Genomic DNA, 21938 nt, shown 5'->3' with positions numbered 1-21938 from the left:
CATGGGCAGGAGGCATTGGCGCCCCGCGATGAATGATCATTGGTGTCGTTGGTGCCCTGCGGGCAGACGCGCCGCCAGCCCGGCGGAGGACGGTCGGGCCGAGGATCCCTGAGCCGGCCGGCAGGAATTCCTGGTGCGCTCTGGGCAGGGCGCGTCTCGTACCGGCCGGGCCTGCCGTTCACCAGTCGGTGAGCCGGAAGGGGTGGGAGAAGGAGGCTTCGCCTGTGTTCACCCACTCGTCGAGGGCGTCGTAGGTGTCGTTGCGGGCGATGAGGTCGGCGCGGCCGGTGCCGCGGAAGTCACCCGCCGTCGTCTGGGAGAACGGACCCCAACCACCGGTGACCAGGACCCGGCTGCCAAAAGTACCGTCCCCATTGCCCGGCCACAGGTACAGGTTCCCGCTCGAGTCCTCCCGCGCCATCAAATCGGCGCGGCCGGTGCCGCGGAAGTCACCCGCCGTCGTCTGGGAGAACGGACCCCAACCACCGGTGACCAGGACCCGGCTGCCAAAGGTACCGTCCCCATTGCCCGGCCACAGGTACAGGTTCCCGCTCGAGTCCTCCCGCGCCATCAAATCGGCGTGCCCGGTGCCGCGGAAGTCACCCGCCGTCGTCTGGGAGAACGGACCCCAACCACCGGTGACCAGGACCCGGCTGCCAAAGGTACCGTCCCCATTGCCCGGCCACAGGTACAGGTTCCCGCTCGAGTCCTCCCGCGCCATCAAATCGGCGTGCCCGGTGCCGCGGAAGTCACCCGCCGTCGTCTGGGAGAACGAGCCCCAACCACCTGTCAGGTCGACCGGTGGGGCGAAGGAGCCGTCGCCGTGGCCTGCCCACTCGTACAGGTGCCCGTCGTTGTCGTTGCGGGCGACGAGGTCGCTGGTGCCCTTGCCGTGGAAGGCGCCGGCCGTGGTCTGGGAGAAGGTGAGGGAGGGCCTGGCCGGGGCGGGTTGCGGGGCCAGTACGTTGGCGAGGACCTGGTTCCCGTTCGTGGTGAAGTGCAGGTGGTCGGTGTCGACGTAGCCGGCGAACGCGGCGCCGGGGTTGAGGGGGTCGCGGGTCGCCTGGTCGAAGTCGTGGAAGCCGTCGATGTCCGGCGTCGTGCGGATCCAGTTGTTCACGCACTGGCGTACCTGGTCCCGGGCGGCGGTGTAGCCGTCGTAGCCCTGGAAGCCGGGGATGGTGGCCACGGTGAAGCGGAGCCCGACCGCGTGCGCGCGCGAGGCCAGCTGCTGGATTCCCGTCTCGATCGCCGGGTCGGAGGCGTCGTCCATCGTGATGTCGTTGATGCCTTCGTAGAACACGACGCTCTGCACTCCGGTCTGGGAGAGCACGTCCCGGTCGAAGCGGTTGAGTGCGCTCTGGCCGTAGGTGATGCGTCCGCCCGTGCCGTCGGTGAGGATCCTGTTGCCGGATATGCCCTTGTTGACGATGCCGGCCGGCGTCGGCTGGGCGCTGAGGACACGCCCGTAGTCGTCGGCCCAGCGGGAGTTGGAGTCCTGGTCGGTGTGGCCGCCGTCCACCTGGGAGTCGCCGAAGGCGACGACCGTCCCTCCGCTGCCCGCGGCGGTGACGTCCAGGCCATTGAGGTAGGCCCAGTACGTGTAGGTGGTCGGGAAGCCGACGCCGCCGGTGTCCAGGGTGTGGTCGGCGCCGTCTCCGGGCGCGGTGGTGGACGAGGTCGTGAGGGTGTACGCGTGGTACGGCGCGGTGGTGACCCCGTTGGGCAGCCAGATGCTGACCAGCAGGTTCTCGTCCGCGGCGACCGGGAAGGCGGCAGGGTCGCTGTAGAGCTCGCCACCAGGTGGGATGACGGCCTGGTCGGATCCGCCGAACGTAAGGGTGAGGGGCGTGGCCGATGCCGTGGCCAGGTGCCCGTTGCGGGCTGCGGTCACGTCCTGAGCCGCGATGGTGACGTGGCCGATGGTCACCGGGTCCGGGCTGAAGGTGTTCACCAGGTGGATCCGGGCGGAGGGCCCGCCGATGCTGGTGTGGATGACCATGCGCAGGGTCTGCTGCCCTGTCACGCCCGAGGAAGCGGATGGTCCGGCCGAGCCCATGGCGGTGCCCCAGCTTCCGGTCCAGGCCGAGGGGACGGGCAGGGTCGCGCCCGGCCTGGACGGGAGCACGGTGGGAGCTTGCCCGCAGCCGGTGGTCGCGTACGCAGTGGCCGTGGGCGGCAGGGCGGCGAACGCGCCGAGGATGAGGGCGGCTGTCAGGGCGGACCGACGAGCGCGCGGCGGGCGGTGGGCGATGTCCACAGGAGTCCTTTCGCTGGATGCGCTGGGGACTGCCGCCCCGGGGATGGCCGGGGCGGCAGCTGCCGGTCAGGTGGTCACCAGCCGCCGGTCTGTACGTGCGAGGCGCCGAAGGTGCCGTCGCCGTTGCCGGGCCACATCAGGAGGTTGCCGTTGGAGTCGTCGCGCCCGATGAGGTCGACCTTGCCGTCACCGTCGAAGTCGGCGGCCGCGGTCTGGGTGAAGGACCACCCGTTGGTGAGCACGGCCGCGGAGTTGAACGAGCTGCCTCCGTCGTGGAGCCACATGTTCAGGTTGCCGGCGGCGTCGCGGGCCATGATGTCGGCCTTGCCGTCGTTGTTGAAGTCGGCGGCGCGGGTGCCGGTGAAGTTCCAGTCACTGGTCTGGATGTGCGAGGCGCCGAAGGTGCCGTCGCCGTGGCCGGGCCACATGTAGAGGTTGTTGTCGACGCCCTTGGCGATGAGGTCGACGTTGCCGTCACCGTCGAAGTCGGCGGCCGCGGTCTGGGTGAAGTTCCACCCGTCCGTCACCTTGTGGGGGGCGCCGAAGGTGCCGTCGCCGTTGCCGTCCCACATGTACAGGCTGCCGTCCGTGCCCTTGGCGATGAGGTCGAGCCTGCCGTTGTTGTGGAACTTGCCGACGGTCGTCTCGGTGAAGTTCCAACCGCCGGTGACGACACGCGGGGCCTGGAAGCCGCCGTTCATGTTGTTGACCCACAGCAGGAGGTTGCCGTTGCTGTTGTCGCGGGCCATGATGTCGGCCCGGCCGTGGCCGGTGAAGTCGCCGGCCACCGTCTGCGAGTAGTGCCGCGCCCCGTAGATGAAGCGCCATTGCGCGTTGCTGCCGTGCTGGGCCTGCATGCAGGCAACCGTGCTGTCTCCGAGGACGGTCAGGTCACAGGCGTGGCCGTCCAACGGGTTGACGAGGGGCGTCCAGCCGCCGGCTGCGGTGGCGTACTGCCAGTCCAGGGTGTAGCCGCCCTCGGTCCCACAGCCGACGGAGACGCCGTCGCCCGTCGAGTCCGCCCCCAGGCAGACCCCGCCGCCGTAGACCGCGGCCTCGGCCGCGTCGATGATGTTGGTGGTGTTCCAGATCGAGAAGTCCTGGTCGATGCTGGTACCGCAGTCGTGGACCTCCAGCTGCTGCGGTTTGTAGTCCGGGGATGCCTGGAGGCATTGGCCGGTGGCCTGGTTCTGGATTTCGAAGTGCGGGCCGGGGTAGTTGTAGGCCGACGCCTGGCCGACGGAGAACGACAGGCTCGCCACCAGCATGGCGACGACGGTCAGAGCGGCTCTGACCCGTCGAAGCCGGAGAAATCCGAGTGTCACGTGTTCTACCTCTGGCGTTGGGGTGGAATGGAAAGCACCAGAGTGACGGTCCCCTCGAATAACGGCGTAACAGCTGCCTAACAGACCTGAGCGAAGGCCCGAAAGCCGTCATGCCGCGCTGGCGTTGGCGCTTTCGATCGTGGCGAGGACCTCGCGTGCCTCGCTGAGCCAGGACTCCAGGTGGTTGCGGTCGGCGACGTCGATCGCCTCGTGGATGCGGGCACGGGCCCGCGTCCACTCGTCGAAGCGGGCGTGGGTACGGGCCATCATGACCAGGCACTCGGCGGTGAGGGCGGCGTTGCCGATGCGCCGGAAGATCGCGAGGGCCTCGTCGAGGGCCATGAACGCCTCGTCGCGGCGGCCGAGTCCGCGCAGCACGTCGCCGTGGTTGGTGAGCACGATGGCGGTGCCGTTGGCGTCCCCGTGGGCGCGCCACAGCCCGAGCGCCTCGCGGTAGCGCAGGTCGGCCTCCTTCAGGTGGCCGGACACGCGCAGGGCGTCGGCCATGGTGCTCAGCAGGATCGCGGTGCGGTGCCGGTTGCCGCCGGTGCGCCGGTGGAGGTCGAGGGCCGTACGGGCATGGGCGAGGGCCTGGTCGCCGTGGCCTGCCGCGCTGTGGGCCAGCGACAGGTAGGCGAGGGTGGCGGACTGGCTCTCGGGGTCGTCGAACAGCGTGAGGGCCTCCTCGAAGGCCTCGATGGCGCGGTCAGGGCGCCGGCACATGCCGTGGCAGGCGCCCAGGCTGCGCAGCAGCCAGGCGCGGCCGAGCCGGTCGTCGTGCTGTTCGGTGATGTCCAGCGCCTGGTGGAGGTAGCTCTCCCAGTGGCCGGTCCACCAGGAGGTCCGCATGTAGCCGAGGAGCCAGACGGCCATCCGCCAGGCGAGGTCGAAGCGGCGGCTCTGCCCAGCCTGCCGGATGGCCTCGCCGATGCCGGCGAGTTCGCGCCGGCACCAGGTGAGGGCCTGGGCCTCGTCGGTGAAGACGGGCAGCGGGGCGGGCGGCTGCTGGCCGAGCCGGGGCGGCAGCTGGCCGCCCTCGGGAATGGCCAGGCGGGCGTTCTCCAGGGCGAGCGCGTACCAGACGCACATCCGCAGCCGCGCCGCCTCGCGCTCCTGCTCGCTCTCGTCGGCCTCGGCGCATTCGACGGCGTACTCGGCGAGCAGGTCGTGGAGGCGGTAGCGCAGCGGGGCCGGGGTCTGGAGCAGGTGGGCGTCGACGAGCTGTTCGAGCAGCTCCTCGGCCCGCGCGGGGTCGCGGTCGAGGAGGGCGGCGGCGTCGGCCGGGCCGACCGTCTGACCGGACCACAGACCGAGGAGGCGGAAGGCCCGCGCGGCCTCTCGCTCGCCGGGCGACTCGCTGTCCCGCAGGGCGAGGTAGCTGGCGGCGAAGGTGGCGCGGACCTGGAGGTGCCCTGCCGCCAGGGTGCTCAGGCGACCGGGCCCCTCGGGGGCGAGCCGGTCGGCGAGGGTCGCCAGCGGCCAGGCCGGTCGGGCGGCCAGCCGGGCGCCGACGATGCGCAGGGCCAGCGGCAGGCCCCCACAGGCCGCCAGGATCCGCAGCGCGGCGTCGAGGTCCTGCTCGACCCGGTCGCTGCCGCACAGCGCGCACAGCAGGGCGCGCTGCTCCTCGACGTCCATGGGGGCGAGCGACAGGTGGTGGGGGGTCGGCAGGTCGGTGAGGGTGGAGCGGCTGGTGACGATCGCCGCGCTGTGGCCGGTACCGGGCAGCAGCGGGAGCACCTGCGCGCCGTCGCGGGCGTTGTCCAGGAGCAGCAGCACGCGCCGCTCGGCGAGCACCGACCGCAGCAGCGCCGCCCGCCGGCCGGTGTCCTCGGGCAGGGGTAGGGGCACGGCGAGGTCGGTCAACACGGACGCGAGCAGCTCGTGCGCGGTGCGCGGGGTCGCGGTGCCGTGGCCGCGCAGGTCCAAGTGGAGCTGCCCGTCCGGGAAGCGGTCCCGCAGCAGGTGGGCGGCGTGGACGGCGAGCGCGCTCTTGCCGACACCGCCCATGCCGGTCACGGCCACCACGCCCGGGCCCTCGCCGTCCGTGGCCCGTTCCAACGCTGCGCACAGCTGCCGCAGTTCGCTCTGCCGGCCGGTGAAGAGCGGGGTGTCAGCGGGCAGCTGCGCGGGCGCCGGCGCCGTGGCCTCCTGCCTGCCGGGTTCCAGCTGGGCCGGGGCCTCATCGGTTCCTCCCAACCCGGCGGTGGCAGCACTTGCGGGGCTTACGCCAGTCCGCGTGCTGAGGAGGGGGGTAGCGGCGGCTGTCTCGTCGGCAGCGGCGGGCCGTTCGAGGATGAGCAGGTCGGCGGTCAGCACGCGCCGGTGGACATCCCGCAGGGCCGGGCCCGGGTCGACGCCCAGTTCCTCGGCCAGCGCCACGCGGACCGTCTCGAACGTTTCCAGCGCCTCGGCCTGCCGGCCGCTGCGGTACAGCGCGGTGATGAGCAGGACGTGCAGCGCCTCGTGGAGCCGGTGTCGGGCCGCCCAGCGGCCGAGCTCCGGGATCACCTCCACGTGCCGGCCCAGCTGCAACTCGGCCTCGAAGTACCAATTCAGGGCCTGCAGATGGGCCTGGGCCAGGTGCCGCACCTCGGCCTCCAGCGTGTGCAGCTCCGCCAGGTCCGACAGAGGCTGCCCGCGCCACAGCGTCAGGGCCGCCGCGGTGTGCCGGATGACGTCCGGCCAGTCCTGCCGTGCGCGGGAATCGCGAGCGCGCCCGAGCGTCGCGGTGAACTCGTGAACGTCCAGCTCGCCGTCGGCGACCCGCAGCATCGGCCCGTGCGGCGTGGACGAGATCCGCTCGTCGCCCACGACATCCAGCACCCGCCGCAGTCTCATGACGTGGTTGCGCAGCGAAGCGCCCGCGGTCACCGGCGGCTCCTCACCCCACAAGGCACCCTGAAGACTACTCAGGGGCACCGGCCGGTTCGCCTGGAACAACAGCGCGGCCAGCAACGCCCGGACCTTCGGCCCGCCCACCGGCACCACCCGATCGCCCTGCCGGACCACAAGCGGACCGAGCACATCGAATCGCATGGATCCCCCCAAGTCCGACCGGCGGAACCGGCCGTATCGATCACCCGTTGGACGGATGTTATCCGCGGATTCCGACATGCCTCTCCTCGTGTCGAAGGATGGGTATGCCCAGCTCAGGACGTCGGTTGCGGCCGCGCGCGGGACGCAGGCGGCTGCGGCGGGCAGCGCCGGGAGTCACATCAGTACGAGGTGGTGAGTGGAACCAGGGCGAGAGAGGCGGTCAACTGGCAGTCCCCCGCCATCGGTTGGGCGCGCCTCGCTAGTGCTGCTCCGCGGAAGTTCGTGGAGGGGTGTTGGTAGGCAGGTCTGGACACGTCGGATGTGTCAGGCGAAGGAGAATTGCGCGGCGGCTGCGGCGGGCGTGGTCGCTTGGCCACGTCCGGGGACATCGTGAACGGTGGTTGCGCCCTCGGAGCGGAGCTGGTCGGCACTGGCGTCTCGGGCCATGGCCGCGGCGTAGGCGTGGACATCTGCGGCGGTGAGGTCGGTGCGGCCTCGCTCGGTGTACTGCTGGAGGAGGTCGGTGACGTCCGGGTTGAATCGCAGCATGGTCACCGGCACGTTGAAGCGCCTGGCGATGGCGATGAGTCGTGCGCGTGCCTGCGGGGTGACGTTCGTTGACTCGGCGATTGCGTGGTGTCCGGTGGCGAGCCTGGCGACGATCCTGCGGTCACGCTCCTCGAAGATCCGTGCGTCCGCCGCGTCGGATTCCGCTTCCGCGGGTGAGGTGCCGAAAAGCTCCGCGCGGATCTCGTCACTGGACACCACGGCTTCCGCGTCGATCTGCCGACGCGCGATCAGTGCCCGAACGAAGCTGGTCTTGCCCGAGGCTGGTGGGCCGACGAGGACGACAAGTCCTGCTGGCACCCGAATGGCCGGCGCGAGAGCGTTGAGGTAGAGGTCGCCTGCGCAGTCCAGGGCTTCCTCCGGAGAGCCGACTGGCAGTCCGCTGGGCAGGATGTTGTCCCGGTAGCTGTCGTTGCTGGCCAGATAGAGGGCGAAGCCCCAGGTGTGCAGCACGCCGGTGAAGCGCAGTCGACACAGCGGCAGACTCTCCTCGCCGGGCAACTCGGCTGCCACATAGGCGAATCCTGCGCGAAAGCGGACCGTGATGGCGTCCACCTGGGGCCAGCGTTCGCGGGCGTGGCGGTTAAGACGCTGGCGCAGGTGGTGCTGCATCGATTCCGGGGGGTTCTTCGGCACGGGCCCATCCTGCCGGGTGCGGCAGCGGCCCGCCATGATCGTTGGCCGTGGAGGGTGGGCGACAAACGGGGACAGCGGTGGCGGTGGCGATCGATTCGCGGGTCCGCGAGCGGCTGGTGCGGACGGTGGCCTCGGCGAAGTCCGAGGTGCGGGCGGTGTTGCGGGCCCGGATCGTACTCGCGGCGGCGGACGGACTCGCCAATGGCGCGATCGCCAGGGAGCTGGAGGTCAGCGTGAACACGGCGCGCAAGTGGCGCGGGCGGTTCGCCGCACAGGGCCTGGACGGCTTGCGGGACGTCGAACGGTCGGGACGGCCGAAGATCTACGGGCCCGAGGTCCGCGTGGCGATCGTGGCCACGGCAACCAGCATGCCGCCGCATCCGGAGGCGACCTGGTCACACCGGGCCATCGCTCAGCGCGTGGCCGACACCTGCTTCGTGTCGGTCTCCGCCTCCCAGGTCGGCCGGATCCTGGCCGGTCTGGACCTGAAGCCGCACAAGGTCCGCGGCTGGCTTACCCGCCGGGACACCCCCGACTTCTGGCAGCGAGCGTCCGGGGTGTGCGCCCTCTACCTCGACCCGCCGGAGGGGGCGGTGGTGCTTTCCATCGACGAGAAGACCGCGATCGCCGCCCGTTCACGCCGCCATCCCGGTCGTCCCACACGCCCCGGTAAACCCGTCCAGCAGGAGTTCGAGTACCGGCGTCACGGCACCGCCTCCCTCGTCGCCGCTCTCGACGTGCGCACCGGTGAGGTCCTCACTGAGGTGATCACCCGCAACAACGCGGCGACCTTCACCGCCTTCCTGGACCAGCTCGACCGGGCGATCGCTCGTGGCAAGGAGATCCACGTCGTGCTCGACAACGGCTCCTCCCACACCGCCAAGCACACCAAGGCGTGGCTGGCCGCGCACCCGCGCTGGCACGTCCGCTGGACCCCGCCGCACGCTTCCTGGCTCAACCAGGTCGAGCTGTTCTTCTCCGCCCTGACCCGCCGGGTCGTGCGGCACGGCGACTTCGCCAGCCGCGACGACCTGATCGAGAAGCTGGAGGCATACGTCATCGGACACAACGAGACCGCCAAGCCCTACCGCTGGACCTACGAAGGAACCCCGCTCAAGGCCGCCTGATCAACCCCCTCCACGAACTTCCGCGGAGCAGCACTAGTTGCAGGACCTGCGGTCCAACTCATTCGGAAACGATCAGTTAGTTGGTGCCGCGCTCGGCGAGGGTGTGGGCGACAAGAGCGTTGGCGTGCCCGTGCTCGAGGCCGTGCTCGGACTTGAGCCATGCGACGAGTTCCATGTGCTTGGTCAGGGGCGAGGTGCGGATCAGGTCCTTCCACTCCTCGACCGGGCGGCCGTACTTCTTCTCGATCGACGGGAAGTAGCGGGCGGGGCCTTTCACCGGTGCGGTCATGGCGCGGCATCCTGTCCGTCTGAGTGCGGTGGTCTCGGGTTGTTGCTGAGCGAGCGGGGGTGGAGCCGCTATCGCCGTCCGGTCGGGGCGTGGCCGACCAGCCGGGCGACGGCTGCGGTCAGCGCGAGCAGGCCGAGGCCGGCTGCGGCGGTGAAGGCCACGACCATGGCGGCGGAGGCGGCGAACCCGGCAATGACCCCCAGTGGCAGGAGGCGGTAGGCCAGGGCCCAGCCGCGCCGGCCCTGGCCGGCGAAGTGCCGGGCCAGCACGAAGAACGCGGCGCACAGCGCGAGGTAGCCCACCGTGCCGCTGAGCATGTGGACCGTTCCGTGCCCGCTCAGCGTGGCCGGACCGTCTGGTGTACCGGCCGGGAAGCTTGCACCGGGGTCCGCCGTGATCACCCCGGCGAGCAGGAAGGACGCGCCGAAGGCGCCGACCAGGCGCGGTGCCCAGGTGCCGCCGGCGGTGTGGGGGAACCGATTCAGATCCCGGCCGGCTACAGCATCAAGGCCACCGCCGGCTCCAAGCTCAAGGACGCCGTGAAGTAAGCCCGCCACGGACGTCCGGGACTCGTGGCGCGGAGGCGGCCTCACGGTCGTCCTGGGGTTCGTCCCAGGGCATGACGAGGGTGGCCTGGCCGTCCGGGCTCCAGGTGACGCGCAGGTCGCGGTTGTCGGCGTGGGCGCGCCAGCCGTGCATGCCCGCGTCGTAGTCGGCGCAGATCAGCGCGGCACGTACCCGGGCCGGGCGGCGCGGGCAGACGCTCTCGTCCCAGGCGAGGACGTCCAGGACCGCGCGGCCGGCCAACACGGCCCAGCCCGCGTGGGCGACCTGGCGCAGCCAGGTCGGGCGGACCCAGAGCTGGATGAACGGCGGCGCGCCGTATTCGACTTTGTGCGAGAAGGTCATGCCCTGGGTGGAACTTCAGCCGTCGGTGACGTGGGATTCCACGATGGCCGTCGGCACCTCGGGCACGCGGGAGGAGTCGTGCCCGGCCCGCTCCCGGCCGGCCTTGAACGCCGGTTCCGGTGCCGGGTGCTCGGCGTAGCGGAAGTGCTCGTGCTCCCACGCGAAGCCGGCGCGCACCGCGCCCACCATCGCCTCACCGATCAACTCCCGCGCCTCGGCGACCCGCATCAGCCCAACCGTCCCTCATCGCCCGGCCCCAGCCCAGACTCCTGGTGTCGCACACCCCCGCACCGGCCCGGCCGGAAACCCCACAACACCACTCGCACGGGACCCCTGGTCTTGACAGGCCGCGCGGGCGACGTCTGGAGGAGGCCCTGACCGTGCGGGATAGGTCGGGTCAGTTCGACCCCGGGTTGTACGAGCGGTTCCCGCAGCCGCCGCTGCCCGGGCTGGACACCTTGATCGGCCTGCGGAAGACGCGAACGGGTGCGATGCAACCCTCACGGGTCGGGATTTCGCCATCCCGCTGATCCGGTCCCCCTGATCGCCGTACATTCGCTGACACAAACGGAAGTTGAAGGAGCACTTGTGGACGGACACACGTTCGGCTCGGACAGCAGTGTCGGCTCGACGCGGGCCCTCGTCGAGGCACGACTGCCGGCCGTACGGGAGCAGCGGCGCCGGCTTGAGGAGCGGCTGGCGGCCATCATCGCCCAGGAGGACGCGATGGTGGCCGTGCTGGAGGGGTTGGATGTTCTGGCCCAGGCTCCGCTCGGGGAGCGGGACCGGGTGCAGGGCACCGCGCGGGTGGGCGTCGCGGACGAGATGTCCGCCGCCCGGACGCGGTCGGCGCAGGAACCCTCCGAGTCCCCCGTTGCCGAGTCCGGCTCCGCGGGGGCACCGGCTGCGGGCCGGGGCGCGGGCCGGGGCGCGGGCCCGCGCAAGGCCGTCGCCAAGAAGGCGGCGGCGAAGAAGGCGACCGCGCGGAAGGCGGCCGCCCCCGCGAAGCGAGCGGCCGCAAAGCCCGCCGCGGAGAAGGCGGCGGCGGCGGGCACCCGGGAGCAGGATGCGGCGCCCGCGCCGGCCCCGGCCGTGAAAAGGGCTGCCCGCAGCGCCTCCAAGAGAGCGGGCACGACGGCCGCCCGAGGAAAGGCGGCGCCCGCCAAAGCCACGGAGGGTGCAGGCAGCCCGACGACGCCCCCGCGGACGGTGGCGGGCCGTCGGCGCCTGACCGACGCGCAGAGTGTGCTGGCCGTCCTCGGACAGGGCAAGGGCCCACTGCGAGCCAAGGAGGTAACCGTCCTGCTCGGACTCGACGACCAGAACGGAGCGCTCAACGCAGTGCGCACGATGCTCGAACGCCTCGCCAAGACCGGACGGGCGCAGCGGACGGGCCGCGGCTTGTACGACGCGGTGGCCGGCTGACGGCCGTCACCCCTGGCGGACCCGGCCGATCCGGGGTGGTGCCGACGGGTACCTCGGCACCACCCCTGGCCCGTTGAGGGGGTTCGCGCGGACGCTGCCGCTCGGCGTCGGCGATCCGGGCCGTCGTGGCGCGTTCCCGGACCTCGGGGCGCTGGAGGTGCTCCTTGCCGATGGCCGTCCCCCGGAGGTGAGTTGGTGCCCTGTGCTCGGAGAGTAGGCGATGCGGAGCGGTGGTACCGCAGGAACGGTATCTGCCTCACCCTGCCAGGGCACCATACTTGGGCCGGGGGTGGAGGCCCGGCTGCCGGGCGGTGGTGGTCGGTGTCAGCCGAGCCAGACGATGTTGATGACGTGCAGACGCCCGGCAAGCCTGTTGACGAGGTAGACGAGACTGAGCTGGCCGATGGAGGCGCAGCGGACGTCTTCGCCCTCGGGGTCGGTGGGGTCCCACTGGGGCCATCCCCAGGGCGTACGGGAGGCGATGTCGAGCAGGTCGATAGTCATCTGCTGGGCGTGCGAGGGGAGTTCGACGTAGGTCTTGCTGGCCTGTGGGGACAGGCGGGCAGGCCAGGTCTGGTCGCTCACCGCCTGTCCCCGGTGAGTTCGGCCAGAGAGATGCCGTCGGCGTCGTCCATGCCGCCGGCGACGAAGGCGTCGACCGCCGGTGCGCTGTCCAGGCGGGCCCGCCAGGTGCGGACGACTTCGTGCAATGGGGAGAGGTCGTAGGTCTGGCGGGAGTCCTCCAGTGCCTTGGCCCAGTCGCGTTCGAAGGCCGACAGCCAGCGTTCGGACCGCTCGGGGCGTTCGGCGCGGATGCGGATGAGCAGCTGGGCGGCGGCGCGCGGGGACGGGGCGGGCGGTGGGGCGGGAAGGTGGTCTGGCTGGGCGCTCATCGATTCCTCCACTTCGTCGTCGGTCACGGTACGGCAATTGGTGCGCATGGTGGCGGGCGCGGGCTGATTCCGGCGCCGTTGACCGATTCGGGAATGCCCGGGGGCGCTGCCTGCGTATCGAAGCCCGAGCAGAGGTGAGCGCGCTACCGCCGCCGCATTGCCGGCCTCCTGCAGCCGCTCTTCCGGACCGGGGCGGACAGCAAATCCGCTGGGCGGGCCGCCCCCCCGGTGCGGGCACCGCTGTGGGATTCCGGGCACGGGCGCCGACCCAAAAGGCGCCCGGTTCCCCACGTGCGCGGAGGCGGTGTTGACGGAGGAAGCGGTCCCTGGGGACTGGCCCGGGCCCGATCCGGACGATGGAGATGACGTCGAGATCCGCATCGCGAACCTGCAAGGCCATCTGCACGCCGTGCCCTACGACACCGCAGTACGACGAGAGCTCGGCTTCGAACTGGCCGGGGCACAGCGCTGGGAGGAGGCTGTCGGCGTGCTGTCGTCTGCCGTGGAGCTCGCGCCCTGGGACGTGGAGGTCGTGCTGGAGCTGGGCCGCGCGTTTGCTGCCCTCGAGCGTTGGGGGGATGCCGAGGAGCGGTTCACCGCGGCGGTGGCGCTGCGGCCCGGGTGCGCGGCCGCGCATGGCGAGTTGGGGTACGTGCTGCTGCACCAGCAGCGGCTGGAGGACGCCGGGGTCTCCTTCCGAGCGGCCCTTGCCTGTGATCCGGCCTCGGCCCTCGGGCACCTGGGCCTGGCCGAAGTCCTGCAAGCGGGCGACACGCGTGCCGACGAGGTCGCCGTGCACGCCCGGGCCGCTGTGGCCGGACGCCGGGAGCCACGTGTCCTTGGGCAAGCACTGCTGGACGGCGGCGACTACGACGGGGCGTACCGGGCCGCCTCATGGGCGCACGAGCTGGCACCGGACTGGGGTCGGACCGGTGAGGTGCTGTCTTCGCCCTGGGAGAGCTGCAGCGGTGGAGGGAAGCCGTGCGGACGGCCGAGGGGGCCGTCGCGGTGCGGGCGACGCCGTGGACGCTCAACGCGCTGGGCTGGTCTCGTCGGGCGCGGGCGTCTTTATGCCGCCGAGCAGGTGCTGCGGCGGGGCGTCGCCATGGATCCTGCGGTCTGCATCTGCCGGTGGAACCTGGCCTGTCTGCTGGTCCGGGTCGGCCGTACCCGGGAGGCCGACCCTCACCTTGCGGTCCTCCTTCGCGACGACTTCGACGACGGCCAGGCCCACGGCTTGCTGGGCTGGATCCATCTCATATCGGGGCGCAGGGAGCAGGCCCGGGAGGAGCTGGGCCGGGCCGTCCGGCTGCTGGGTGCGACGCGGACGGCAGCGTGGCCGCTGCTCCTGCTCGGCGCGTTGGAGCGGGCTGGCGATCCGCCGCTGGCGCGTCGGTACTTCGCGGCCGCCGCCGCGATGACCGATCGGCTGCCGTCCGCGGGCGTCTACTCGCACCCGTGTGCAACGTGTGAGACGCGGGCTCTCGCGTTCGCCGCCCTGGGTGACGTAGACCGGGCACGGCGGTGTCTGCAGGAGGCGCTGGCCGTGCGAGACGGGGCGGACCGGTTCGACCCGCGGCTGTACGGGCTGTTCACGCGACCGCCGCTTGCCGGGCTGGACGTCTTGATCGGCCTGTGGGAGGGCCTGTGACATGCCGGAGAAGCGAGCGCACTGCCCGAGCCGAGCAGGCCGAACGCGAGCGGCAGGCCGCGTCCGCCCGAAGGGAGGGGCGTGGCGTCAGGAGCGGGCCCGGCGCATCCGCCGGGCCGCCCCGGCCACGGTGGCGAAGCAAGATCCCCGATAGCGTGCCGCTGGAAACCGGAGGACGCCGCCGCCCGCTGGGTCACGACGCGCACCGGGACGGCCCCGGTCCTGGACCACGGCGCGTTCGCCGATCCGCGGTGGGCCGGCGGACTGCGGGTCCACGTCGCCGATATGTCGTACGCGGTCCTGCGCCCCGATCCCCGGGCTGCGGACTGGTCCGGTCTGGCCGGGCTGGTGATCTTCACCGCCGATGCGCAGGAGCGCCCGCCCCAGCCTGACCCACACATCAAGCAGGAGAGCCCAAAAGCCGGTGTCTGGCCCCGCCTGCACACCGCGCTGTTGGAGGTGTAGCGGCGCGCGCGGTCCGGTTGGTCGGCGGCGTTGCCGAACTGGTGGACGAGGCAGTCGCACGGCGACACGCCGCAAGTGGACGCGGGCAGGACATACACGCCACAGTGGGACACCAGGGCCTCCTGATGCTTGATTGACTCGATATCACCGAGCCGTGCAGGAGGCCCTTCTCTTATACATTCACCGCCGAGCGATCACCTGAACGAGATCGATACGCACAAACGATCGAGCACGAGACGTGTCACGCGTTTTGGAAATCGCTCCTCAGCTGGTCGATCTGACGGCGAAGAGACGCGGTGGTTCCATCGCCGGTGACGGCGACCACGTCGCTCACCGAGCCGATCGGGAATACGACCGCGAAGAAGCGGTCGCCGGACGTAGGGTCCGACTCGATGCGTTCGTCCCGCTGACCACCCTGAGAAGTGGCGTACAAACGGGTCACGACGGGATCCAGTCGGCCGTACAGGATCGCGTTGTCCCCCTTGACCATGACGGCCGCGTTGGCGGGGTAGCGGGGAGCCACCTCGATGTCGCAGGCGGGGATACCGTCCTCGGTGGTGTCGACGGTCACGCAGGCGTGGCCGGCCGGGTCGCGGAAGCTGACCAGCCGCCACCGAATGCCTGCCGTCGTGTCGGTGGCGAGGATGGTGATGCGTGTCGACGCCGTGCGCGAGCCCACTGCCGACGGGTCCGTCGCCGTGGGATCTCCCCGTGGTCGGCGGGCGGGTTGGGTGCTGCAGGCGGCGAGCAGGCCGATCAGCGCCAGGGACGCGCCGATCGCACGGATGGTGCGCATGGTCATGGTGGGCTTCCTCTCCGGAGACGGAGCACGGGGCCGGCCCGGCAGGCGAGGCTTCGCCTGCCGGGCCGGCGGGTTGCTTCACGGGGAGAGGTCAGTTGCGGTAGCTCCAGACCTTCACGTCCTTGAGGTGGCTGAACTCGTACGTGGTGATCCGGGTGTAGGAGTTGCCGCGGTACGTGACCCACGGGCTGCACCTCTTGTGGTCACCGTGGTAGGTCGGGCTCACCCACAGCGCCTTGGAGGGCGTCGCGCGCAGGGAGATCTCGTACCCGAAGTCCCAGGCGGAGCTGTAGTAGCCGGTAGCGAGGACACAGGTCTGCGCGTTCAGCCCCGAGTAGTAGCTCGTCGTGGAGTGGTACTGCGTGTTCGATCCACCGATGTCGTGGAACGCCTGGTAGTTCGACGTACCGGCGGGGACGGCCGATGCGGCAGTCGAGCCGGTGACGGCCGCTGCGCACGCCAGCGCGGCCGCGAGGAGGATGGTGCGCCTGTTCACGGTGGCCTCCTGCTGTCTCGTTCGTGGACGCCCGTCCTGATCGGGCGGGCGATTGGGTGTCCGACATCGGCGCCGCTGTGCGCGTTCTCCGCACCGGTGCGGCGGTACCGGCCGGGCCCGGTATCCAGATTCCACGTCCCGCGGTCATCGCTCGACGTGATTCGGTCTGGACCGAATCACGACATTCCAGGAGGATCGTGCGAGGCCGATCGACTCAGGGGTGAGCATGGTCTACCGCATCCACTTCACGGTTCAGGACCTGGCGCGGACACGAGTGGCAGAACTCCCACCACCGTTGTGGGAACTGAGCACCGCGATACGGGTCCTTCAGGACCGGAACCATCCGGTGCGCTTCGACGCCTGGCGGCGCAACGCCTTCGCTGGACTGGGCCCGCAGGCCCGGATGGTCCTCGACCTGACCCCGCCGCGCGGCTGGGCGCCCGGCTTCCTGGCCACCTCTGGTGCCGGAAGTCCCCAGGAACTGTTGGAACAAGTGCGTTCCACGCCCGAGTCCCGGATCCGCCAGAGCCTGGCTTTCTTGGCAGAGCGACAGCCACTCCCGCCATGGGCGCACCGTCTGCCCGGGGATCGAGACCTCCTGCTGCAGCTCTTCGACAGCCTGGAGCACGTCTGCACCCGATTACTCACTCCCCTCTGGCCGCAGATCGGCAGTCTCACCGCGGCCGATCGGGGGGCACGCATGCGACAGGTGTTCACCGGCGGTACGGAGAGCCTGCTCACGTCGCTGAACCCGCGTCGAATCCGCTGGAATCCGCCCGTACTCGAGGTCGCCATGGCCTCCGGCCTCGACGGCCACCTGCACCTCGGCGGCCGCGGCCTGCTTCTCGTCCCTTCGGTCTTCGGAATCGAAGCGCCCGTCATTGCTCCCGACGCCGAGCCCCAGCCCCTCCTGACCTACCCGGCGGGCCTCGACCAGCACGTCCGCGCGCTGCCGCTGCCGCTGCCCGCCTCGCCGGCGGGGCCGACCGCGCCGGGAGCGCCTTCATCGCTGGCCTCACTCCTGGGCCTCACCAGGGCCAGCGTGCTCAACGCCATCGCCGAACACCCTGGCTGTTCCACCAAAGAACTCGCCGCCCTCGTCGGCATAGCACCGGCCAGCGCCAGCGAACACGCCACGACCCTGCGCGAGGCCGGACTGATAAGCACCGCACGGCACCGCAACACGGCCCTCCACAGCCCCACCGGCCTCGGCATCAGCCTCCTGAACGCCGGCCACGGCACACCGCGTCCCGGCGAGGGTCTGTAAAAAGAACGGCTCTGTCCCGTAATCGATGGTAGCGCTCTGTGGTGATCACCGGAGGAGGATGCGATGGCGGAGCAAGGGGAACCCAGCTCGGCCGTGCATCTGCCTCATGATCTTCTTGGTTCGCGTGTTGACGCCCTCGGTGCGGCCGTTGTGGTGCGGGGTGGTGAGTCCGGCATCGACGGCGGCGCGGTCGAGTTCGAGGCCGTTGCTGAAGGAGTGCAGGGGGGCAGGTCGACGGAGCGAACTGACACCGCGGTGACGTACCTCGCCCAGCACATCCAGGTGGCCTGGCACTGACGCACCGCCGGGGCCGGTCCGCACATCCGCTCGGGGGCCCGGACACGGACCGGCCCCTCCACGGTGCGCGAACACCGGCGCTGGCGCAGCCGGACTGGGCCGAGGCAGTGTCAGCCGACCATGTCGGCATCTTCACCGCCCTCTACGGCCGGCTCCGGCGTCAGCCCGGCTGGGTCGGGGTCAGTTGTAGCCGATTGGATGACCGGCAGCGCCTGGTCCGTGCCGAGGGTCGCGTCGACGGTGTCCTCGCGGGAGGTCCCCTGTGTCCAGGCGGCCAGCGCCTTCACCATGGCCAGCACGAAGTCCTGGCGCCGCTCCGGGAGGAACGGCCGAGGCGTTCCTGCCCGCATGGCCAGTCCACGGCACTTGCGGCACGAGGCCAGGCCTCGGGGCTGGAAGTGGTGCTGCACGCACGGGCAGCACGTTAGTCGGACTGCCGCCGGTGTAGGTCGTTGTCCTTCCACAGGGAGAGCAGGTGCGGGCTGGACGGCGCCGGGACGCGCCCCGGGCAGACGTCCCAGTGGCAGACCCGGCACCGGTCGGTCGGGTTCGCCCGGCCGATGTTCAGCGCCGTGTTGTGCTGGTCGATGCGCCAGCGGTTCCCTTCAGGGATCAGGTAAGTCGGGTGCACCCCGGGTTCGAGGAGGACCCACTTCTTCGAGCGGGTCATGAACCACTGAGCGGTGGCGCCGCAGTGACCGCACGTTGTGGTCGTTGCGACCGCTGGCGCTGCCGCGGCCGCGGTCCGTGCCATGTGGGCGTCCTCGGCGATGGTCATCGCGTCTAGGAGGCCGTCGAGGACGTCAACGATCGGCCGCGGTTCCCGGCTCGGATCGGGCTCCCGTTCGGACGCTATCTGGCACGGCCGGCACAGGACGGCTCGCTCGTAGCCGTTCCAACGGCCGTTGGGCCCCCCGCAGCGCTCACAGTCGGTCGGCTCGTTGTCGAGGCCGTGCTTCAGGCCGTGGTCGGGCCAGCAGTCGTCACAGATGACCATGTACGGATCGTTGTTGCGCGGGCGGGCGGTCCCGACGGACCTGCACTCGTCACAACGGGGTTCAGCCATCACAGCACCTCCGACGAGGACGGGCGCCGACCTGCCGCCGGACTCGAGCCTGCCCCGATGCACACCGAACCTACTCAGCAATCGGACAATCGAAGACCCGACGATGTTTCACGCAAGGTTTCACGAGCACCAGCCCAACAGGCCCAGCAGCGCTGACCTGCTGAGACATCGTTCGGAACGAACAAGGAAGAAGTTCTTCTCAACGAAGGCGATCACGTCCTCGCCGGCCGAGCCGCCGGACGGAGCGGTATCCGTCACAGCGGCCCGGGCGCCGCCTGCTGGATCAACGGTGGCATGGTCCTTGCGGGAGCCGACGTGGATGCAGGGCGGGTCGGTGTGATCGGCTCCCGTCGACAGGTGCAGCAGTGGCCATCGAGGATCGGTTCCCAGTCCGGCAGCAAGGGCGGCAGCACGCGGCTGGCCTCGCTCTCACACACCCGGTCGGCCTGGAGGGCTCCTGACCGGCCGTAACCGGCCGTCGGCCTTGGAACGCCTGTGCCGAACTCGGTGAAACCCACACGCCGAACACGAGCGGGCCGCACGAGGTGCCCCTGCCTGCGACTTGGCTACCGGTTGCCGGGCCCCGGACGAAGCGCGTCAATCAGCAGTCGGACCACGTCCTCGGTGAGCTCGGTACGCCGCTGCTCCGCCAGGGCGAGCAGTTCGGCGGCCTGTGCGGGGCTGGCGCCGAGGGGCGGAGCCGGGCGGGTGCGCCAGGGGTGCGGGGCCAGGTTGCGGATCTGGGTGGTGGCGTCGGTCCTGCCCTGGGCAGAGAGTCGGGGATGGGTGTCGCCGCTCACGACGAGGGCGGCGCGCAGTGCGGTGAGGCGGTCGTGCCGGGTCAGCAACCGGTAGCCGGCCCGTCGGACGGCCGGTCGCTGCGGGTCGGTGAGCATGTCCCACAGCAGGTCGGCAGGCAGTTGGGTGGCGCTGGGGGCGAGCGTGGCGGCGGCCTCCTTGACCACCGCGGTGGAGCCGTCCCGCAGCAGCGCCGTGACCCGGGGCACGGGCACCATGTCGAGGCTCCGTAGGGCGCGCAGCGCGTGGACGCGGACTTGAGGGGCGGGGTTGTCCAGCAGGGCGGTGAGCAGTGGGCCGTCGGCCCGGCTGCCGGTCTCGGCGAGCCCTGCGACTGCCCCGACCTGCGGCTCGGCCGCCTGGATGGCCGCGCGGTAGTACGCCAGTGGATCCGTACCGGTGCGGCGTGCCGCCTCTCGCGCGAGGGCCCGGATCAGTGCGGACGGATCGTCGAGATACGGCACCACGTTCTGCGGGGAGCCGGTGCGCATCAGCCCTGTGAGGGCGGTGATCCGTACCTCGGCGTGGCGGCTGCGGGCCAGGCGGCGCAGCAGCTCGACCTGGTCGGTCCACACCGCCTGCCGGGCGGCGGCCTCGGCGGCCCGGGCTCTGACCTGCCGGTCGGGGTCGCTCTCGGCGAGGGCGGCGAGGTCGCGAAGTCCAAGGCGGTGCGCGGCGGTGTCGAGGACGAAGCGCCGTACCGCCGGCTCGGGGGCCGTGAGAAGCGTTCCGGACAGGGCCGTGCCCGACTCGGCCAGCAGCGGCACGAGCAGTTGAGCGTGGGCGAAGGCGCCGCGCCGGCGCCGGTTGATCAGCAGGGCCGTGCGCACGGTCGCCGGGGTGGCCAGCAGGGGGTTCTCATGGAGCAGCACGGCCAGAGCCGCGCACGCGGGATCCCGGACCTGACGGACCCAGTCGCTGGTCCGCAAGACGATAAACGGCATCAGCTCGGGACGCGGCTGGTTCAGCATCCGCCGCACCGCGCGCTCACGGACGCGGCCATCGGCGTGCGAGGCCGCCAGGACAAGGGCTACCGGGTCGGCCTCGGTGAGTGACGGGGCGGGGCGCGTCGAGTACGCCGACTGCCGTCGTATGAAGGCGTCCAGGCGCAGCAGCAGCGCCGGACGTCCCGCCAGCACACGCAGCGCCTCGAACGAGTCTTCAAGATCCCCGGCCGAGCCGACCTCCAGCAGCGCGGTGATCAGCCCCTCGAACACATCCCCGTCCCGAGACCGCGCCTCGGCAACCACCAGCCGGACACGCTCCACGGCATCCACGCCCGGGGAAGGCTGCAAGAGGGGTTGCTGGCGACGGAAGAAGAAGTTCACCGCGCCATCCTGCCGGAACCGATCAACCCGCCGCTTCCCATATACGACGCCCACAAGATCCCTGTCCCGGGACGCACCACTGCTGGCCGGACCCCAGCAGCCGCGATAACGATCGGCGTCTGTGCTTCACCGCACCGCGGAGTGATGAACATCTGCTGTCCGTTCTCGTGAACAAAGCCAGCCGCGCGGGGCTGGCTCGTCGAGGAACGGCCGGGGATGTTCAGCGTGCTCGCCGGGCGAGCCGGCGGCTCATGACCATGCTCATCGACCACCGGATCATCGCCTCGGAGGTGTCGGTGCGGGTCTCGTAGTCGCGGGCCAGGCGGCGTGAGTGCATCAGCCATGCGAACGTCCGTTCCACCAGCCACCTTTTCGGCAGCACCACGAAGCCCGTGGCGTCGTCGGTGCGTCGGACCACTGTCAGCGCGATCCGCAGGGCATCGCGGGCGAGGTCGACCAGGCGTCCGGTGTAGCCGCCGTCGGCCCATACCAGCGAGATGCGCCAGTGCCGCTCACGCAGCCGCTCCAGCAGCGTGCGGCCTGCCTCGCGGTCGGTGACGGATGCGGCGGTGACCATCACGACCAGCAGCAGCCCGAGGGTGTCCACGACGATGTGCCTCTTGCGGCCGTTCACCTTCTTCCCGCCGTCGAACCCCCGGCTCGTGGCCGGCACCGACGCGGCCCCTTTCACCGACTGCGCGTCGATGATCCCGGCGGTCGGCTCCGGATCACGGCCCGCCGCCTTGCGGACCCTGTCGCGCAGCCGGTCGTGGAACTCGGCGACCAGGCCCTTGTCCCGCCAGCGCCGGAAGAAGGCGTAGACGCGGTCCCATGCGGGGAAGTCCGCGGGTACCGCCCTCCAGGCGATGCCGCCCGCGACCAGGTAGCGCACCGCGTCGACCAGCTGCCGGTGGCAGTAGCTCTCCGGCTGCCCGCCGCGGCCTTCCAGCCAGGCGGGCACGGGCATCGCGTCGCGCACGACGGCCCACTCCGCGTCGGTCATGTCCGAGGGGTACCTCGGACGCCTGTACGGCCGGTCCCCGGCGTTCCCGAACCGGTGAGCGAGGCAATCACACGACAGGGGTGCGGAGTTGGACGGCAACGTCACGGAGACGGAAGACTGCGGCACCAGGGCCTCCTGTTGCTCGGCTGGATTCGACACCCACGAGCTGTGCGGGAGGCCCCACTTTCATGCCCTGCCGACCAGAAGATCACCCGACCGAGTCGGCAGTCTCGAACTCACGATCACCAAGCTCGATAGAGCAACGGCTAGTCAGCGCATCGCCCGGTTTTCTCAT

At 71.0% G+C, this 21938-nt stretch carries 21 protein-coding genes and 1 pseudogene; 5 read left to right on the top strand and 17 right to left on the bottom strand.

What is annotated here, in order from left to right; all coding sequences use genetic code 11:
* Positions 1 to 178: 178 nt before the first annotated feature.
* From O1G21_RS39575 to O1G21_RS39560, 4 genes are all read right to left on the bottom strand, one after another.
* Positions 179 to 2260 carry an FG-GAP-like repeat-containing protein gene (locus tag O1G21_RS39575; protein ID WP_270150678.1) on the bottom strand — a complete coding sequence of 694 codons (2082 nt, stop codon included), beginning with the start codon at positions 2258 to 2260 and terminating at the stop codon, positions 179 to 181.
* 74 nt (positions 2261 to 2334) lie between these two features.
* Positions 2335 to 3528 (bottom strand): FG-GAP repeat domain-containing protein, encoded by a 1194-nt coding sequence (locus O1G21_RS39570; protein WP_270150677.1) that lies wholly within the window; start codon positions 3526 to 3528, stop codon positions 2335 to 2337.
* A 165-nt stretch (positions 3529 to 3693) separates the two neighbouring features.
* Positions 3694 to 6459 carry an AfsR/SARP family transcriptional regulator gene (locus O1G21_RS39565; RefSeq protein ID WP_270150675.1) on the bottom strand — a complete coding sequence of 922 codons (2766 nt, stop codon included), beginning with the start codon at positions 6457 to 6459 and terminating at the stop codon, positions 3694 to 3696.
* 489 nt (positions 6460 to 6948) lie between these two features.
* Positions 6949 to 7827 carry an ATP-binding protein gene (locus O1G21_RS39560; RefSeq protein WP_270150674.1) on the bottom strand — a complete coding sequence of 293 codons (879 nt, stop codon included), beginning with the start codon at positions 7825 to 7827 and terminating at the stop codon, positions 6949 to 6951.
* Positions 7828 to 7910: 83 nt separating this feature from the next.
* Here O1G21_RS39560 and O1G21_RS39555 point away from each other — a divergent pair, with 83 nt between their 5' ends.
* The gene (locus O1G21_RS39555) at positions 7911 to 8954 is read left to right on the top strand and encodes an IS630 family transposase (RefSeq protein WP_270150673.1); all 1044 of its coding nucleotides are present in this window, start codon (positions 7911 to 7913) and stop codon (positions 8952 to 8954) included.
* A gap of 76 nt (positions 8955 to 9030) precedes the next feature.
* On the opposite strand, the gene O1G21_RS39550 is transcribed toward O1G21_RS39555, so the two are convergent.
* The 4 genes from O1G21_RS39550 to O1G21_RS39535 form a co-directional block, all read right to left on the bottom strand.
* Positions 9031 to 9243, bottom strand: coding sequence for a DUF4287 domain-containing protein (locus tag O1G21_RS39550; protein WP_270150672.1), 213 nt, complete (start codon positions 9241 to 9243; stop codon positions 9031 to 9033).
* Between the two features lie 68 nt (positions 9244 to 9311).
* Positions 9312 to 9800: a DUF998 domain-containing protein gene (locus tag O1G21_RS39545; protein ID WP_270150671.1), complete on the bottom strand. Its 489-nt coding sequence runs from the start codon at positions 9798 to 9800 to the stop codon at positions 9312 to 9314.
* Positions 9772 to 10152 carry a hypothetical protein gene (locus O1G21_RS39540; RefSeq protein WP_270150670.1) on the bottom strand — a complete coding sequence of 127 codons (381 nt, stop codon included), beginning with the start codon at positions 10150 to 10152 and terminating at the stop codon, positions 9772 to 9774. Before O1G21_RS39540 ends, O1G21_RS39545 begins: the two co-directional genes overlap by 29 nt.
* A 15-nt stretch (positions 10153 to 10167) precedes the next feature.
* Positions 10168 to 10380 (bottom strand): hypothetical protein, encoded by a 213-nt coding sequence (locus O1G21_RS39535; protein WP_270150669.1) that lies wholly within the window; start codon positions 10378 to 10380, stop codon positions 10168 to 10170.
* Positions 10381 to 10740: 360 nt separating this feature from the next.
* Here O1G21_RS39535 and O1G21_RS39530 point away from each other — a divergent pair, with 360 nt between their 5' ends.
* Positions 10741 to 11577: a hypothetical protein gene (locus O1G21_RS39530; protein WP_270150668.1), complete on the top strand. Its 837-nt coding sequence runs from the start codon at positions 10741 to 10743 to the stop codon at positions 11575 to 11577.
* Between the two features lie 324 nt (positions 11578 to 11901).
* Here O1G21_RS39530 and O1G21_RS39525 read toward each other — a convergent pair whose 3' ends face one another.
* Entirely contained in the window at positions 11902 to 12162 is a 261-nt protein-coding gene (locus tag O1G21_RS39525; RefSeq protein ID WP_270150667.1) for a hypothetical protein, read from the bottom strand.
* Positions 12159 to 12470 (bottom strand): DUF6247 family protein, encoded by a 312-nt coding sequence (locus tag O1G21_RS39520; RefSeq protein WP_270150666.1) that lies wholly within the window; start codon positions 12468 to 12470, stop codon positions 12159 to 12161. The genes O1G21_RS39525 and O1G21_RS39520 overlap by 4 nt, the downstream gene beginning before the upstream one ends.
* 307 nt (positions 12471 to 12777) lie before the next feature.
* Between O1G21_RS39520 and O1G21_RS39515 the strand changes: the two genes are divergently transcribed.
* Both O1G21_RS39515 and O1G21_RS39510 read left to right on the top strand, forming a co-directional pair.
* Entirely contained in the window at positions 12778 to 14121 is a 1344-nt protein-coding gene (locus O1G21_RS39515; RefSeq protein ID WP_270150664.1) for a tetratricopeptide repeat protein, read from the top strand.
* 81 nt (positions 14122 to 14202) lie between these two features.
* On the top strand, positions 14203 to 14586 hold the full coding sequence (locus O1G21_RS39510) for a hypothetical protein (RefSeq protein WP_270150661.1): 384 nt from the start codon (positions 14203 to 14205) through the stop codon (positions 14584 to 14586).
* A 241-nt stretch (positions 14587 to 14827) separates the two neighbouring features.
* Here the strand turns inward: O1G21_RS39510 and O1G21_RS39505 are convergent, their stop codons facing one another.
* Both O1G21_RS39505 and O1G21_RS39500 read right to left on the bottom strand, forming a co-directional pair.
* On the bottom strand, positions 14828 to 15388 hold the full coding sequence (locus tag O1G21_RS39505) for a hypothetical protein (protein WP_270150660.1): 561 nt from the start codon (positions 15386 to 15388) through the stop codon (positions 14828 to 14830).
* Between the two features lie 91 nt (positions 15389 to 15479).
* The gene (locus tag O1G21_RS39500; protein ID WP_270150659.1) at positions 15480 to 15884 is read right to left on the bottom strand and encodes a hypothetical protein; all 405 of its coding nucleotides are present in this window, start codon (positions 15882 to 15884) and stop codon (positions 15480 to 15482) included.
* 226 nt (positions 15885 to 16110) lie between these two features.
* Between O1G21_RS39500 and O1G21_RS39495 the strand changes: the two genes are divergently transcribed.
* Positions 16111 to 17151, top strand: a complete 1041-nt coding sequence (locus tag O1G21_RS39495; RefSeq protein WP_270150658.1) for a winged helix-turn-helix domain-containing protein — start codon at positions 16111 to 16113, stop codon at positions 17149 to 17151.
* A 45-nt stretch (positions 17152 to 17196) separates the two neighbouring features.
* Here O1G21_RS39495 and O1G21_RS39490 read toward each other — a convergent pair.
* From O1G21_RS39490 to O1G21_RS39470, 5 genes and pseudogenes are all read right to left on the bottom strand, one after another.
* Positions 17197 to 17396: pseudogene (locus O1G21_RS39490) on the bottom strand (ISL3 family transposase); the annotation flags it as partial.
* Between the two features lie 162 nt (positions 17397 to 17558).
* Positions 17559 to 17798: a hypothetical protein gene (locus tag O1G21_RS39485; RefSeq protein ID WP_270150656.1), complete on the bottom strand. Its 240-nt coding sequence runs from the start codon at positions 17796 to 17798 to the stop codon at positions 17559 to 17561.
* Between the two features lie 74 nt (positions 17799 to 17872).
* Positions 17873 to 18514 (bottom strand): DUF6083 domain-containing protein, encoded by a 642-nt coding sequence (locus O1G21_RS39480; RefSeq protein WP_270150654.1) that lies wholly within the window; start codon positions 18512 to 18514, stop codon positions 17873 to 17875.
* Positions 18515 to 19080: 566 nt separating this feature from the next.
* Complete coding sequence (locus O1G21_RS39475) at positions 19081 to 20529, bottom strand: HEAT repeat domain-containing protein (protein ID WP_270150653.1); 1449 nt, start codon at positions 20527 to 20529, stop codon at positions 19081 to 19083.
* 331 nt (positions 20530 to 20860) lie between these two features.
* Positions 20861 to 21643 carry an IS5 family transposase gene (locus O1G21_RS39470; RefSeq protein ID WP_270150651.1) on the bottom strand — a complete coding sequence of 261 codons (783 nt, stop codon included), beginning with the start codon at positions 21641 to 21643 and terminating at the stop codon, positions 20861 to 20863.
* Positions 21644 to 21938: the final 295 nt, after the last annotated feature.

This window comes from Kitasatospora cathayae (genome assembly GCF_027627435.1).
Lineage (GTDB): Bacteria > Actinomycetota > Actinomycetes > Streptomycetales > Streptomycetaceae > Kitasatospora > Kitasatospora cathayae.
This window is presented reverse-complemented; position numbering and strand designations above follow the sequence as displayed.